This is a genomic window from Faecalibacillus intestinalis (assembly GCF_015097455.1).
GTDB lineage: Bacteria > Bacillota_I > Bacilli_A > Erysipelotrichales > Coprobacillaceae > Faecalibacillus > Faecalibacillus intestinalis.
Genome location: NZ_AP024085.1, coordinates 734,703 through 750,309, shown reverse-complemented (window position 1 = coordinate 750,309; position 15,607 = coordinate 734,703). Strand labels below are relative to the sequence as shown.

Annotated in this window: 14 protein-coding genes and 1 other annotated feature; of the genes, 8 read left to right on the top strand and 6 right to left on the bottom strand. The window is 28.9% G+C overall.

The features are described 5' to 3' along the window. Positions 1 to 547: 547 nt before the first annotated feature. The 4 genes from Fi14EGH31_RS03875 to Fi14EGH31_RS03860 all read right to left on the bottom strand — a co-directional run bounded on the left by Fi14EGH31_RS03875 (position 548) and on the right by Fi14EGH31_RS03860 (position 4,324). Positions 548 to 1,183 carry a TetR/AcrR family transcriptional regulator gene (locus Fi14EGH31_RS03875; RefSeq protein WP_022001198.1) on the bottom strand — a complete coding sequence of 212 codons (636 nt, stop codon included), beginning with the start codon at positions 1,181 to 1,183 and terminating at the stop codon, positions 548 to 550. Positions 1,184 to 1,321: 138 nt separating this feature from the next. Then, a complete protein-coding gene (gene thrS, locus Fi14EGH31_RS03870; protein ID WP_118473958.1) occupies positions 1,322 to 3,070 on the bottom strand; it encodes a threonine--tRNA ligase in 1,749 nt (582 codons plus the stop codon). Between the two features lie 250 nt (positions 3,071 to 3,320). Continuing rightward, positions 3,321 to 3,551, bottom strand: coding sequence for a hypothetical protein (locus Fi14EGH31_RS03865; protein WP_052011167.1), 231 nt, complete (start codon positions 3,549 to 3,551; stop codon positions 3,321 to 3,323). A gap of 53 nt (positions 3,552 to 3,604) precedes the next feature. Further along, the gene (locus Fi14EGH31_RS03860) at positions 3,605 to 4,324 is read right to left on the bottom strand and encodes a pseudouridine synthase (RefSeq protein WP_200765159.1); all 720 of its coding nucleotides are present in this window, start codon (positions 4,322 to 4,324) and stop codon (positions 3,605 to 3,607) included. 150 nt (positions 4,325 to 4,474) lie between these two features. Between Fi14EGH31_RS03860 and Fi14EGH31_RS03855 the strand changes: the two genes are divergently transcribed. From Fi14EGH31_RS03855 to Fi14EGH31_RS03825, 7 genes are all read left to right on the top strand, one after another. Further along, positions 4,475 to 5,230, top strand: a complete 756-nt coding sequence (locus tag Fi14EGH31_RS03855) for a threonine/serine exporter family protein (RefSeq protein WP_117832831.1) — start codon at positions 4,475 to 4,477, stop codon at positions 5,228 to 5,230. Next, a complete protein-coding gene (locus Fi14EGH31_RS03850; protein WP_022001203.1) occupies positions 5,230 to 5,679 on the top strand; it encodes a threonine/serine exporter family protein in 450 nt (149 codons plus the stop codon). The genes Fi14EGH31_RS03855 and Fi14EGH31_RS03850 overlap by 1 nt, the downstream gene beginning before the upstream one ends. Continuing rightward, positions 5,676 to 6,821, top strand: coding sequence for a nucleotidyltransferase (locus Fi14EGH31_RS03845; protein WP_117788304.1), 1,146 nt, complete (start codon positions 5,676 to 5,678; stop codon positions 6,819 to 6,821). The genes Fi14EGH31_RS03850 and Fi14EGH31_RS03845 overlap by 4 nt, the downstream gene beginning before the upstream one ends. Before the next feature lie 47 nt (positions 6,822 to 6,868). Further along, positions 6,869 to 7,336: a hypothetical protein gene (locus Fi14EGH31_RS03840; protein ID WP_117575204.1), complete on the top strand. Its 468-nt coding sequence runs from the start codon at positions 6,869 to 6,871 to the stop codon at positions 7,334 to 7,336. Between the two features lie 151 nt (positions 7,337 to 7,487). Further along, the gene (gene tnpA, locus Fi14EGH31_RS03835) at positions 7,488 to 7,883 is read left to right on the top strand and encodes an IS200/IS605 family transposase (protein ID WP_107029640.1); all 396 of its coding nucleotides are present in this window, start codon (positions 7,488 to 7,490) and stop codon (positions 7,881 to 7,883) included. A 5-nt stretch (positions 7,884 to 7,888) separates the two neighbouring features. Then, positions 7,889 to 9,040, top strand: coding sequence for an RNA-guided endonuclease TnpB family protein (locus tag Fi14EGH31_RS03830; protein WP_200765158.1), 1,152 nt, complete (start codon positions 7,889 to 7,891; stop codon positions 9,038 to 9,040). Positions 9,041 to 9,522: 482 nt separating this feature from the next. Then, entirely contained in the window at positions 9,523 to 10,788 is a 1,266-nt protein-coding gene (locus Fi14EGH31_RS03825) for a hypothetical protein (protein WP_118473968.1), read from the top strand. A gap of 41 nt (positions 10,789 to 10,829) precedes the next feature. Here Fi14EGH31_RS03825 and pheT read toward each other — a convergent pair whose 3' ends face one another. Together pheT and pheS are read right to left on the bottom strand one after the other, a co-directional pair. Continuing rightward, the gene (gene pheT / locus Fi14EGH31_RS03820) at positions 10,830 to 13,220 is read right to left on the bottom strand and encodes a phenylalanine--tRNA ligase subunit beta (RefSeq protein WP_118473969.1); all 2,391 of its coding nucleotides are present in this window, start codon (positions 13,218 to 13,220) and stop codon (positions 10,830 to 10,832) included. Between the two features lie 4 nt (positions 13,221 to 13,224). Next, the gene (gene pheS / locus Fi14EGH31_RS03815) at positions 13,225 to 14,262 is read right to left on the bottom strand and encodes a phenylalanine--tRNA ligase subunit alpha (RefSeq protein ID WP_117788887.1); all 1,038 of its coding nucleotides are present in this window, start codon (positions 14,260 to 14,262) and stop codon (positions 13,225 to 13,227) included. Positions 14,263 to 14,297: 35 nt separating this feature from the next. Continuing rightward, positions 14,298 to 14,492: a binding site (T-box leader), on the bottom strand. Between the two features lie 148 nt (positions 14,493 to 14,640). Here pheS and Fi14EGH31_RS03810 point away from each other — a divergent pair. Next, the gene (locus Fi14EGH31_RS03810; RefSeq protein WP_117347330.1) at positions 14,641 to 15,366 is read left to right on the top strand and encodes a GntR family transcriptional regulator; all 726 of its coding nucleotides are present in this window, start codon (positions 14,641 to 14,643) and stop codon (positions 15,364 to 15,366) included. The last annotated feature ends 241 nt before the right edge of the window (positions 15,367 to 15,607 follow it).

Sequence of the window (15,607 nt, the reverse complement as noted above, 5' to 3'; positions counted from 1 at the left end):
AAAAAACGAAGAGGTTATCTCTTCGTATAAGTATTTGATTTCTTATAAGAAATCTATGATTTTTTAGCTCCCACTATTTGGCAGGGAATCTCCTGATTTTTTAGCTCCCACTATTTGGCAGGGAATCTCCTGATTTTTTAGCTCCCACTATTTGGCAGGGAATCTCCTGATTTTTGAAGACAATTTCTCCACTGTTATAATAGCAATTTTTGTCTCAAAATACAATTGATTTATTAAGATTATTCATCTATTTTTAATACATGGATTCCATGGTATCGACAATAATTCAAACATTTCTTTCTCAGTTTTTGTAAGTTTTATTTTCTTTGATAATTCTTCGATGTTTTTCATAAGAACACTCCTTATTATTTTTTATAAAAAGGTATCTTTTCGATACCCTCTACATGCGTTATCCATCGTTTTTACCACCCGCAAAACATTGATTGTAAACAATCCTATTCTTTTAAATTTTAAAACTTTACCTGTTTTTATAAATATTTTCTTAAAAATATAAACACTTATCAAATATATAAATTTTATTATCTATTTATGCTTTGACATATGCAAGAATCATTTCTTTTAATTTGATCAACTCTGGTGTGTAGTCTTCATTTTCTTTAGAACCCCAAATAAAACCTCCTGCATAATATGCACAAGCTGTCATCATTGTATGAACTGTTACTCTCATAAACTCTTCTTCTGCCATATCTGTTTTAAACGTTTTATCTTCTTTGGCTTTTTCATACATCATATGAAAACGTGTATTTGCTGAAAAAAGTGCTTGATTAAATTCATCCATTTGTAAATCTTTTCTTCCTGAATGAGATACATAATGATTGAAATTATCATTATACCGAAGAAGAGCTTTATGCGTTTGATACATTTCAATAAAACTATCTAATGTAAAAATCAAACGACCAATAGCTGGTATATCTCCTACTGAACTCATTGGTCTTTTTTGATCTAATTCATCAAAATATTCTTTCCATTCTTTTGTATTTACCGCAATAACAAGTTCTAATTTTCCTGGGAAATAACGAAACAATGTTGCTCTTCCAATTCCTGCTTCTTTTGCTATTTCTCCCATTGTTACAGATTCGATTTTTTTATCTACAAAAAGACGAAAAGCAACATCTATAATTTTCTCTCTGCGTTCATCTTTTTCTGACTTTTTTATTATCATAATTTCCTCACTTTATAGAGATACTCTATCTCATTAGTATTATATAAATAGTATTTTCTTTTGTCAATTTTATGTAAAAAGCTCAATTCTTTATTTAAAAATTGAGCTTCTACGTATACCATATCTTAAAAATATAAACTATTTTTTATCTTTAATTTGTTGTTTTAACATTGAAACAAACTCATCAATAGTAACAGTTGTTGCTTTTTGTTCACCATGTTTACGATAAGTTACAGTTCTTTCATCACGTTCATTATTACCTAAAACTAAGATATAATTTGCTTTTTGCATTTGTGCTTCACGAATACGATATCCTAATTTTTCATCTCTTGAATCAAGTTCTACTTCAAAACCTTCATCTAATAATAATTGATAAATTTCATTAGCGTAATCTAAATGATATTCATTTTTAACAGGTAATACTTTGACTTGTGTAGGAGCTAACCATAATGGTAAGTTTCCTTTTGTTTCTTCTAAGATATAAGCCATGAAACGATCTAATGAACCTAAAATAGCTCTGTGTAAAACAACAGGAGTTTTCTTAGTTCCATCTTCCGCAACATAAGTTAAGTTAAACTTAGCTGGTAAACAGAAGTCTAATTGACAAGTTGATAAAGTGATTTCATTACCAATAGCTGGTTTAACATTAACATCTAATTTAGGACCATAGAAAGCAGCTTCCCCAATTTCTTCAGTATATTCAATACCAAGTTCATTCATTACTTCACGTAATTCATTTTCTGCTTTATTCCACATTTCATCATCATCATGATATTTTTCTTTATCTTCTGGATCTCTAAGAGATAAAACACAACGATAATCTGTAATATTGAAATCTTTATAAACATCTAAGATTAAATCGATAACACCTTTAAATTCTGATTTAATTTGTTCTGGTGTTATAAATAAATGAGCATCGTTTTGACAGAAATGTCTTCCTCTTTCAATACCTTTAACAGCTCCTGATGCTTCATATCTAAAGTCATGAGCAATTTCACCAATACGAATTGGTAAGTTTTTATAAGAATGTAATTTATTTGCATAAATCATCATATGATGAGGACAGTTCATTGGACGTAAAACAAATGATTCTCCATCCATTTCCATTTGTGGGAACATATTTTCTTTATAATGATCCCAGTGTCCTGATGTTTTATATAAGTTTACTGTTCCTACAGCAGGAGTTAATACATGTAAGTAACCTAATTTCTTTTCTTTTTGTTTGATGTATCTTTCAAGTTTTTGCCAGATAGCATATCCTTTTGGTAAATACATTGGAAGACCTCTACCAATTAAATCATCAACCATGAAGATTTCCATTTCTTTACCAATTTTACGATGATCTCTTTCTTTAGCTTCTTCTAATAAATTTAAGTGTTCTTCTAATTCTTCAGCAGTTGGGAAACAAACACCATAAATACGTTGTAAAACTTTATTGTTTTTATCACCTTTCCAATAAGCACCAGAATGTTTGATTAATTTAAAGTTTTTACACATTTTAACTGTTTCAACATGAGGACCTCTACATAAATCAGTAAAATCTCCTTGACTATAACAAGTAATTGTTCCATCTTTTAAATTAGAAATTAAATCTAATTTATATTCATCATCTTTAAACATTTCTAAAGCTTCTTCTTTAGAAATTTCACGACGAACAATTCTTTTACCATCTTTACAGATTTTTTTCATTTCTTTTTCAATTTTAGCGATTGCTTCATCACTAACAACTTCATCACCTAAATCGACATCATAATAGAATCCTTCAGCTACAACAGGACCTACCCAAAATTTAGCTTGAGGATAAAGATGTTTGATTGCTTGTGCCATAACATGGGCACAAGAGTGATTTAATGTATTTAATTGTTCATTTTCTTTAAAATCTACCATTTTCCTTCTCCTTTACATAAAAAACTCTCATCCAAAGGACGAGAGTTTCGTGGTACCACCTTAATTTGCTTTTCAGCCTCAAAACTTTAACGCAGTTAACGACAATCTTTTTCAAGTGTAGCTATTAGGGAGTATCTTATAAACATTCTCAAGGTTTTCACCAACCACCTTTTCTCTAAATCAAATCATTTATAAAACATATCCTAAATCATTGCTTTTTTTATTTACGTTTTTATTCTAATACAATATTTTACATTGTCAACTGATTATTGGTTTTCATTTCTTTTATTTGCATACATTTTTTCTTAAAAGCTAAATAAACAAGTTTTGAAGGAAGGGGTTCATACAATGTGAGCGTATCACATTTAACACAATATAATCCTTCAATCCCATTAACACATATATTTTCTACCCATTCATCCGTTGCTTTGCAAATACTACAGTTTTTTAATTGTTTATCATCAATAATTTGTACTCTCATTTCCATCACCAACAATTAGTATAAGCACTCATGCATAAAAATGATGTCGAATTTTATTTTCCAACTAATTTTTTTAAATCTTTTACTTCTTGTGGTTTTAAACGACGATATTCTCCAGGACGTAATCCTTTTAAATTGACACAACCAACAGAAATACGATGTAATCTTTTTACTGGATGTCCCACACTTTCAAACATTTTTTTAACTTGTCTGTTTTTTCCTTCATAAAGTTTAATTTTTAAAACATTTGTTTTATGTTCCATATCTTTATAAGTGACTTTGATTTTACAAGGCATTGTTTTTTTACCTTCTAAATAAACACCTTTTTCTAAATGATGTAAATCTTCACCTTTAATAAGACCTTTAATTGTTACTTCATAGATTTTTTCTAAGTGGCTTCTTGGATGCATGATCATATTTGCAAAATCACCATCATTAGACATAATTAAAGCACCTGTTGTATCGAAATCTAAACGTCCAACAGGATAAATTCTTTCTTCAACTTCTTCAAAGTAATCAATTACTTTTGGTCTATCGAACTCATCATCTAATGTACAAACACATCCTTGTGGTTTGTAAAAAAGATAATAAACTTTATTTTCACCAACAATAGCTTCTCCATCAATTAAAACAACATCTCCAGATTTAACTTTAGTTCCAAGTTCAGTTACAACTTGACCATTAACAGAAACTCTACCTTCTCTAATTAAATCTTCTGCTTTTCTTCTTGATGTATAACCACTTGAAGCAATATATTTTTGTAATCTTTCCATTTATTTCACCTACTTTGTCAAAAGTTATTATACCTAATTTTTATATCTTTGCAATCTGTTTTTATTTTTTTAAAAAATACCTTTTAAACATACTTTTTTCTTTCCTAAATACTTAATAATTGTTATACTAATTTTTGGTGAAATAAAAAAATGAACGAACAATTATTAATAAAAAATATTGCTGAAATCGGTAAATTATTACTTAAAAATGGTGCTGAAATTTACCGTGTAGAAGAAAGTCTAGAACGTATGTGTCAAAGCTATGGCTTTCAAGATATAGGTGTTTTTGCTCTTCCTACTTATTTTACAATGAGTGTTACTTTTCAAGATGGAACAAGTACTTCTCTTACTAAAAGAACTTTACAAAATCGTACAAACCTTGATGCTGTTTGTGCTTTAAATGATCTTGTTAGAAAAATCTGTAATGAAACACCTACTAATGATTTTATTGAACAACAAATAAAGGCTATCAATTCCTTACACCCTATCATGCCACTTGTTTTTTTAGGGTATGGTTTAGGGGCTGGAGGTTATGCTATTTTTTTTGGAGGTGGACTTCATGAAGGAATTATTGCTGGAATCATAGGTTTTTTAATGTATTTTTTTATATGGATCAATGAGATTTTAGGAATTAATTCATTAATGCGTACAACACTAACAAGTATGTTTTTAACTATCTTAGCGATTTTGTTTTATCATTTTCATTTGATTTATAATCTAGATGCGACAATTATTGGTTGTCTAATGATTTTAACTCCTGGAATTGCAATTACCAATAGTTTAAGAGATATTATCGATGGAAACTATGTTTCCGGGCAAGCACGTCTTGTTGAAGCTTTTTTTATTGCAACAGCAATTGCTTTAGGAGTTGGATTGATACGTATTTTATTGAAAGGATTGATTTAATGGAACAAGTAATTCAATGTTTAAGTGCTTTCTTAGGGTGTTTAGGATTTGCTTTTGTTTTTAGAGTACATCGTCATCTGCCTTATGCACTTTTAGCTTCTCTTGGTGGGATGCTAGGATGGATCGTTTATTTACTGGTGATACCCTATCTAAGTAATATTATGTCAAATTTATGTGCGATGATCGTGGTAGCTTTATTTAGTGAAATTATGGCAAGAATATGTAAAGCTCCTGCAACTATTTTTATTGTTGTTGGTTGTTTTCCCATTGTCCCTGGGAAAGGAATTTATCAAACAATGCTTTATTTGATTTCACATGATCAAGATTTATTTCTTGATTCTCTTTTTCAAACAGTAGGAACAGCTTTAGCCCTTGCTACTGCAATTTTAATTGTTTCAACTTTCTTTAAAGTTATTAAAACCATTAAACAAAAGGACTATCATTTATGAAAATATTAGGAATCATTGTTGAATATAACCCTTTTCATACCGGACATCTTTATCACTTACAAAAAGCAAAAGAAATGGTAAAGCCCGATTTAACAATTGCTATTATGTCTGGTAATTATGTTCAACGAGGAGAAGTCGCAATTATTGATAAATTTAAAAGAAGTGAACTTGCTATTAAATACGGTGTTGATTTAGTTATCGAACTCCCTTTTGCATATGTTTGTCAAAGTGCCGATTATTTTTGTAAAGGAGCGATTGATTTACTTTATCATATAGGAATTACTGATCTTGTTTTTGGTAGTGAATGTGGTGACATCGATACTTTTAAAGAAATTGCCTATGCTATTAAAAATCATCCTAATGAATATGATCAATATGTCAAAAATGCAATGAAACAAGGCTTACGTTATCCTGATGCTTGTAATCAAGCTTTAAGTTTGTTATTAAATAAAAGTATTCAAACCCCTAATGATTTATTAGGTTTAGGCTATGTAAAAGAAGTCATTGAAAATGATTATCCTATTACTTTACATTGTATTAAAAGATCCAATGATTATCATGATACTACACTTACAAAAATTGCTTCTGCTACAGCTTTACGTAAAGCTTTAAAAGAAAAACAAGATGTTCATGATTACCTATTAGATATGTCTTATTATGATTCGCTTTATCATCAAAATGATTTCTTTGATTATTTGAAATATCAAATTATCATTCAAAGCCCTACACAATTAAAAAAGATCCATCTTGTTGATGAAGGCATAGAGAACTTATTAAAGAAAGTTATCTTTGATACTAATAGTTATGAAGAACTTGTAAATTCGCTTACAAGTAAACGTTATACAAAAACTAGAATCCAAAGAATGTTATTACACATTTTAATGAATAATACAAAGGATGAAATCAAAAACTGTTTTCCTATTGATTATATTCATGTTTTAAAAATGAATCAAAAAGGACAAAAGTATTTAAAAACAATCAAAAAAACATGTTCTTATCATATAATTACAAATCTTTCATCTTATAAACATCCTGCTTTAGATTTAGAAATTAAATCATCAAAATTATTATCTTTAATAGATCATCAAATGATCAAAAAAGAATTTCAAAATATTCCTGTTATCGAACTATCTAAAAGATAGTTCTTTTTTATTATTGAAATATGTGCTTAAATTAAGATAGTAGCTAAATGAAAGATTTGAATTATGATCATTCTTTATACTATTCTTTAAAAGAAAAACATAAAAGCTTAGAAATTAAAGATTTTAAAACTAAAAATATTTTAGGAAGTAATTATATTCAAAAAAACCATGATTTACCAATACAATCAACACCTCATTTTATTAATGAAAGAACAGTCAATCAACTATTAAAAAAATCATATCATTTACCAATAATCATCTTATACAAAAATAAAAAATGTCTTGTTAATCCCTTTATTTTAAACCAAGAACTCTATGGAATGTGCCATATTATCGTCATTCCTACAAATAAAGAAATTAATTATGTACAAATCAATTATCCAAACAATGAAAAAGAAAAACTCTTTTATGAAAAAAAATTTATTCAAACACTCATTCAACATATTCGTTATTATATGTTACAAGAAAATGAATTTTATTCTTTTTCAGAACTTCAACAATTTGAACAAAAATAGGAGCGCAATTTCCTTCCTATAAGCGAAGCGTAGGGAGGGGGCTAGCTCCTTTTATAGTTTTTATAAGAGATGTTGTTTTAGACGTGCAGCTGAGATATACTATAAGTATAAAAGACGCTCAGTCGTACTTGATTTTAGAAAGGATATTGCTATGGAACTTGATACTAATAATCATTCAGTGTTCATGCTTAATTATCATTTAATTATGTGTGTCAAATACAGGAATAATGTTATTGATGATGCTATCTCATTACGGCTTAAAGAGATATTTAAAAACATATGCCTTAATTATAATATTTCGTTGGAAGAATGGAATCACGATAAAGACCATGTTCATGTACTGTTCAGAGGACAGCCTAATAGTGAGATTTCTAAATTTATCAATGCTTATAAGTCAGCAAGCAGTAGACTTATAAAAAAAGAATATCCAGAAATCAAGAAACATTTATGGAAGGATATGTTCTGGTCACAAAGCTATTGTTTGATATCTACAGGTGGGGTGACCGTAGATATTATTAAGGAATATATTCAAACGCAAGGAAGGTAAAATATATGTCAAAAGCAAACAAAAGTAACAAGGCAATTAAATATAGACTCTATCCAAATGATGAACAAAAAGTCATGTTTGCAAAAACTTTTGGTTGCTGTCGTTTTGTCTATAACCAATTACTCGCCCTGCAAAAACAAAGATACAAAGATGGAGAATCCCATCTTTCTAAGCTTAAATCAAATGAGTTCGCTACTCGTACATTAAAAAAAGATTATGATTTTCTCAAAGAAATAGATAAATTTGCTGTTTCAAATGCCGTTTTTCATTTAGCAGACGCCTATGACAGATTTTTTAAAAAACAAAATCATTTTCCTAAATTCAAAAGCAAAAGAAAATCTAAAAAGTCGTATACAACAAATTTTACAAACAACAATATTCTTATTGGTAAAAATGTCATAAAGCTTCCTAAAGTTGGAATGGTCAAAGCTGTTATTCATAGGTTGCCTAAAGATGATTGGAAGCTTAAATCTGTTACTGTCTCTCAAGATAGTGTCGGTAACTATTTTGCTTCCGTTCTTTTCGAATATGAACAGGAAGACATTCCATCTGTTTCCAAATCGAGTACAAATGCTATTGGACTTGACTATAAATCCGATGGACTTTATATGGACAGTAATGGGAATAAAGCAGGAGTTCATAAATACTATCGAGAAAGTCATAAGAAGCTTGCTAAACAACAAAGAAGACTTTCACGAAAAGCAGGTTCTAAAAAGAATGAAACAAAATCAAGCAACTATTTTAAACAAATGAGAAAAGTAAACAGAATCTATAGAAAAATAGCGAATCAACGTCTCGACAGTCTTCATAAGAAATCTACAGAGATAGCCAATCAGTATGATATCGTATGTGTCGAAGACTTAGATATGAAAGCTATTGGAAATAAAGGTTTTGGCAATGGAAAAGCGACCTTTGACAACGGTTATGGAATGTTTCTTAATATGCTTGAGTACAAGCTTAAAGAAAGAGGTAAATATTTTGTAAAAGTTGACAAGTGGTACCCTTCTAGCCAAATCTGTCATTGCTGTGGAAGTGTAAAAAAACTCGACCTAAAAGACCGAGTTTATACATGTGATTGTGGTTATACTGGAGACAGAGACCATAATGCAGCAATCAACATACTTACAGAAGGATTGAGGATTCTTCAGTCCTTATAGATAAATTATAAAAGTAGGCTTGGGACTAGCCAAACTTATACGCTTGTGGACACTGTGTAAGACCTATAATGTATTGTCATTAGAGGCTATAGTGGTTGAAGCAAGAAGCTCCGACTTCTAAACGAAGTGTAAGTCGGAGTAGTTCACCTCTTACAATCTTATCAAGATGATGCATTATCATCTGTAGAAGTTCAAGAATTATTCTTAAATGAAATAAAGAATATTGAAAAAGACATCATTGATTTACAAAAAGAATACCAAAATAAAAAAGATATTCTTGAAAAACTTAAAAACATAAATCAAGAATATAATCATCTCTTAAAACAAGATGATGAAGCATTAATTACGATTCATCAAGATAATTATAAAGAATATCAAGAGTATATTTTTTCAATCATTCATAAAACTTTAATGAATTTATCTCCTGATGATACTTATCGTAAAAGAGATCTTTTAAAGTCTATTGAAAGGAAACATCAACTATGAAGCATTTATCAACTTTGATTGCTGTAAAAAATCTAACTATTATTCAATTTACAAAAATAATTCAAGATTTATTTTATTTAGATGAATTTATATTAGATTCATTGATCATTCATTTAGAGAATTGCACAATTTATCATGATGAATCAGCGATTGCTTTTTGTATTCAATATCAAAATAATGATTATGAATATATTTTTAACGAAACAAAACAAAATATATATCTTTCTATTAATAAACGTAATAATCAATTTATCGATTTAATAACATATCTTAATAAATATCATTTTTTAAACAATAATCATTTTTCATATATTCAACCAAATATCAAAAATATGAATGATTTAAATCAAGTCATTGAATTTATAGAAAATAAAACAATTCTTCCTGTTATTTATTTAAATATGTCTTTAAAAGATTTTAAAAATGAGATTCTAACTGAAATTCAATCAACAGCTTATATTCTTACAAGCGAAGATAAAAATTTTCATCAAGCATTTCAAAACCATTTTCATTTAAGAAATAATAGTTATATTCTTTATTTAAATCATGAATTTCAAAAAATTTCTTTTTTAAAAAAAGAATCTCCTCAAGAATTTATTGAGAAAGTAAAAATAAAAATTCAAAGTTATGTTTTACAACGTACATATTCATTTCCTTATAATATGAAAGATTTTCAACATCATATTATTAAAAAAATAATTGAAAATCATAAAGAAAATGATTTTCTCGAAAATTCTTCTATTGAACAACAAGTCTTAGCTTTAGAAGATAAGAAAAAGAATTTACAAAAAAATATTGATGATTTAAATAATCAAATATTGATTTTAGAAAATCAAAATGAAGAATTAGGAAGTTATATTAAACAACAAGGATATTATCCTTTAATATTAAAAGAAAATGAAAAAGAATTTTACAAAGGTGAACAAAGAGATCTTCTTCTTTATCTTTTAAAAGAAGAACTTAAAAATAATCATAATCAAAAACAACAACAAATCATTCATACAATTCTTGAACAAAATCCTCCTGTTGGTAATCGAAATAGATATTTAACAGATATTTTTAACTTATTAGTCAATGAAGGTCTTTCAAAGAAATCTATTGATACTTTAAGTCGTTATGGAATTATTTTAAGTCATACAGGTAAACATCCAACAACTACTTTTTTTAATGATTCACGTTATACTATGACATTTTCTTCAACACCAAGTGATCTTAATGTTGGTAGACAATATTATCGTCAAATTAGAAAACTATTCTTTTAACTTTTCCATAAAAAAAGAGGTGTGTTTGACACCTCTTTTGATTATCCTCTAAGTACTGCTCCAAAATCTTTTTCAACAGCTTTTAAAATTTTTTCCATAGCTTCATTAATTTCTTGTTCTTTTAATGTTTTCTTATCATCTTGGAAAGTTAAATTAATAGCTACTGATTTTTTACCAGCTTCTACATGTTCTCCAACATAAACATCAAAGATGTTTGTTGCTTTAACAAGTTTATTACTTGACTTAATGATTTTTTGACAAACATCATTTGCTGGAACAGATTCATCCATTACTAAAGCAATATCTCTTGAAACTGATGGATATTGTGGAATTGGTTGATATTTTACTTTACCTGTTTTGATATTTAATAATGCAGATAAGTTTAATTCAACTACATAAACATCTTTCACATCATATTTCTTTTCCATTAGTGGATGAACTTGTCCAACGACCCCAACCACTTCATTTTGTACTTTAATATAAGCACTACGTCCAGGGTGGAATGATTGGTTATCACTTTCAACACGTTCTAAACGATAACGTGATTCATTGATTCCTAATCTTTCAAAGATTGTTTCTACAAATCCTTTAACTAAATAATAATCTGCTTTGTATGAAATTTGTTTAAATGATAACCCATGGTATTCACCAGTACATGCAATCGCAAGGTTTTGTAATTCAACACCTTTTGAATATGTTGTTGATAATTCATATAAATGAACATCTTTCATATTTCTTGATTGGTTATAATTAATGACTTGTAACAATGAACCAATAATTGATTGTCTTGTCACTGATCTTTCTTCACCTAATGGCATTGCAAGTTTAACTGGTTCTTGATCATGGAAAATATTGAAATCATGAACAAGTGATGGTGATGTTAATGAATATGTTAATGTTTCATGTAATCCCAAGTCTTTTAATAAGACTTTCATCATATGTTTCTTTTCTTGAATTTCTGTTCTTTTTCCAATTGTCATAGACATTTCTGGTAAAGTTGATGGAATGTTATCAAAACCATACATACGCACAACTTCTTCAATTAAATCTGCTGACATTGTAATATCATTACGATAAGTTGGAATTTTAACATTAAATGTATCTTCTTTTAATTCATATTTGAATTTTAATGAATTAAAGATTTCTGCGATTTCATTTGTTTGAATGTTTGTTCCAAGTAATCCATTAACTTGTTGAGTTGAAACTGAAACATATTTATCTTCAATATAAAGAGTTGTTGAAACAGTTTCATAGATTTCTTTAGCATCAGCAAGTTCTTCTAATAAATTTGCACATCTTTCTAAAATATTTAAAGAATTAGCAGTATTTAAAGCCCCTTTAATATAATGTTGAGAGGCATCTGTTAATAAATTTAAACGTCTTGCTGTTTCTCTTAAACTTGGTCCATCAAAAGTAGCTACTTCAATGACAATATTTTGTGTGTTTTCATCAATTTTAGTACTATCAGCGCCCATAACACCTGCGACACAACCAACACCATTATCTGTTGAAACAATGATATCTTGAGGTTCTAATTTATATTCTTCACCATCTAATAAGATTGCTTTTTCATCAAATCCTGTTTTTACGATAAATTCTTTTTTAGTTAATTTATCATAATCATACATATGGATTGGTTGACCTGTTTCTAACATAACATAGTTAGAAATATCAACAATGTTATTAATTGGTTTAATACCAGAAGCAAGTAATGCCGTTTTAAGCCATGCTGGTGATTCTTTTGTTGTGACACCTTTGACAAGTTTAGCCCCAAAGAATGGACATAATTCAGTTTCTACTTTAACTTCAATATTACTTCCAGCAATACCTTTTTCTTTAATGGTTGGTAAGTTAACATCTCTTTTTAAAACAGCAGCCACTTCATAAGCAAGTGAAGTTAAAGCCATACAATCCGCTCTATTTGGTGTTAAACCAATATCTAAAATCGTATCTTTTAAACCTAAATATTCTAAAGGATCTTCTCCTACAGGTGCATTTTCATCTAAAACATGAATGCCATCTTTATCTTCAGGAGATAATAAACGTTGATCTAAACCAAGTTCTGCCATCGAACAAATCATCCCGTTAGATTCTTGTCCACGAATGGTACTTTGTTTAATAACAAAACCTTCTCCTAAATCACATCCAGGATTAGCTACAATAACTTTTTGTCCAGCAGCGACATTTGGTGCTCCACAAACAATTTGTGTTACTTCTCCAGGTCTTACTTCTACTTGACAGACATGTAAATGATCACTATCAGGATGATCGATACATTCTTTGACATAACCAATTGTCATATTGTTTCCATTAGCTAATGAATGCATTCCTTCTACTTCTAAACCAATTGAAGTAATTTTATCAGCAAGTTCTTTTGGATCTTGATCATCGATTTTTACATATTTATTTAATAAATTTAAACTGACTTCCATTTTCTTACTCCTCTCTTTGGAATTGGTTTAAGAATCTTAAATCATCGTTATAGAAATCACGAATATTATCAATTCCATATTTCAACATAGCGACACGTTCAATACCAATACCAAATGCAAAACCTTGATATTCTTTACTATCAAAACCACACATATCTAAAACTTTAGGGTTAACCATACCAGCACCTAAGATTTCAATCCATCCAGTTCCTTTACACATAGCACATCCTTTACCACCACAATGATGACAAGAGATATCTACTTCTACTGATGGTTCAGTAAATGGGAAGTAAGATGGACGTAATCTAATTTCACGTTTTTCCCCAAAGAATTTTCTTGCGAAAACTTCTAATGTTCCTTTTAAATCAGCAAGCGTGATATTTTTATCAACAACAAGACCTTCACATTGCATGAATTGATGTGAATGTGTGGCATCATCATCATCTCTACGATATGTTTTACCAGGACAAATAACTTTAATAGGTCCTTTCCCTTTGGCAGCAAGTAAGGTATGTGCTTGTACTGGAGAAGTATGTGTTCTCATTAAAGTATTTTCATCAATATAGAAAGTATCTTGCATATCTCTTGCAGGATGTCCTTTTGGTAAGTTCATTAATTCAAAGTTGAAGTAATCACTTTCTACTTCTGGGCCTTCAGCAATTTGATATCCCATACCTAAAAATAATTCTTCAAGTTGAGAAACAATGATTGATAAAGGATGCATTGTTCCTTGATCTAATTTATAACTTGGTAATGATAAATCAATAGTTTCACTATTGATTTTATCAATAATAGCTTGATGTTCTAAAACTTCTTTTTTATCTTCAACTGCTTTAGATAATTCTTGTTTAACTTTATTACTTGTTTGACCAAATGTTTTTCTTTGATCAGGGTCCATATTTTTCATCGATTTCATAGCTTCTTGAATAGGACCTTTTTTCCCTAAATAAAGAACACGAATATCATTTAATTCTTTTAAAGATGAACAAGCTTCAATTTTTTCTAAAGCTTCATCTTTAATCTTTAATAATTCATTTTCCACTTTATTTCCTCCTCAAACATAAAAAAACTCATTCCAATAGGAACGAGTTGATCGCGGTACCATCCTAATTCATGTTTAAAACATGCTCTTAATTAAACATTAACGCAGTCTCACGTCACTGATTAGGTGCTCTCCATGGTGAATTCAATAAATTATCTGTAGGAGTTTCCAGCACTTCTCCCTCTCTAAAACAGCATCATCCATTTACTAATCCATATCAACGATTTATATTCCCCACTATTATATCAAATTTTCCTAACAAAACAAGTCTCTTTTAAAAGCATATTTTCATATTTTTTCATATTTCTGAAATCGCCTACATAATAATTGTATATACATTTATAAATATGGTATAATCGATATGTAAGAGGTAAAAAAATGTCAAAGAATCCAAAATATATAAAAATAATGAGTGATTTAGAATCACAAATCAAAAACAACGAATTAAATCCTGGTGATCAAATTCCAACAGAAAAAAATCTATGTGAAATGTATAATGCGTCTAGAATGACTGTTAATAAAGCTATTATGATGTTATGTGAAAAACGTCTCGTTGAAAGAATTGCTGGAAAAGGCTCATTTGTGAAAGATTATCGAACAATAAAAAATTTACAGCTTGGATCTACTGGAAGTTTTACAGAAGATATGATTTCGACTGGCAAAGTACCCGGAGCAAAACTAATTGGATATAAACTTGTTAAAGGCAAAGAAGTTCCTCATGTAAGAGATGCTTTAAAACTATCAGATGAAGACTTTATCCACTATTTTGTACGTCTTAGAACCGGTGATAATATTCCAATAGCAATTAGTTATACTTATCTATCAACGCATATCATTCCATCTCTAGACATCCAGGTCTTAGAAAACTCTCTTTACAAATATATAAAGAAGCTTGGGTATCAAATTCAAGGTATTGATGCACAATATTCAGCTGTTATGCCAACAAAAAAACAAAAAGAGTTATTAAAGGTTGACAATATAGCTCTTTTTAAAAGTCAACATGTTACTTTTTTATCAGATGGAACTCCTTTCGAATATATTTCTACCTATTATCGAGGAGATCAATACACATATTCATTAAAAACAATCTTTAAAGATAATTAAATAACAATTCTCATTTAATGGATTATTTTTATGTGTAATTAAAAAACTGTGGGGATTTCTCAAGCTATAAATAATCCAGGGGTAGCAGCTCCTGGATTTTACTTTTGGCTGTTAATTTTTTTGGGGTATTTTCTTGATGTCTATTTTGTTATTTCCATAAATCATTTATCATACTCTTAAGGTCAAAAAATTTATAGAAAGAAAAATGGATAAACATCTAACTTTGGCAGGCGAGATGTTT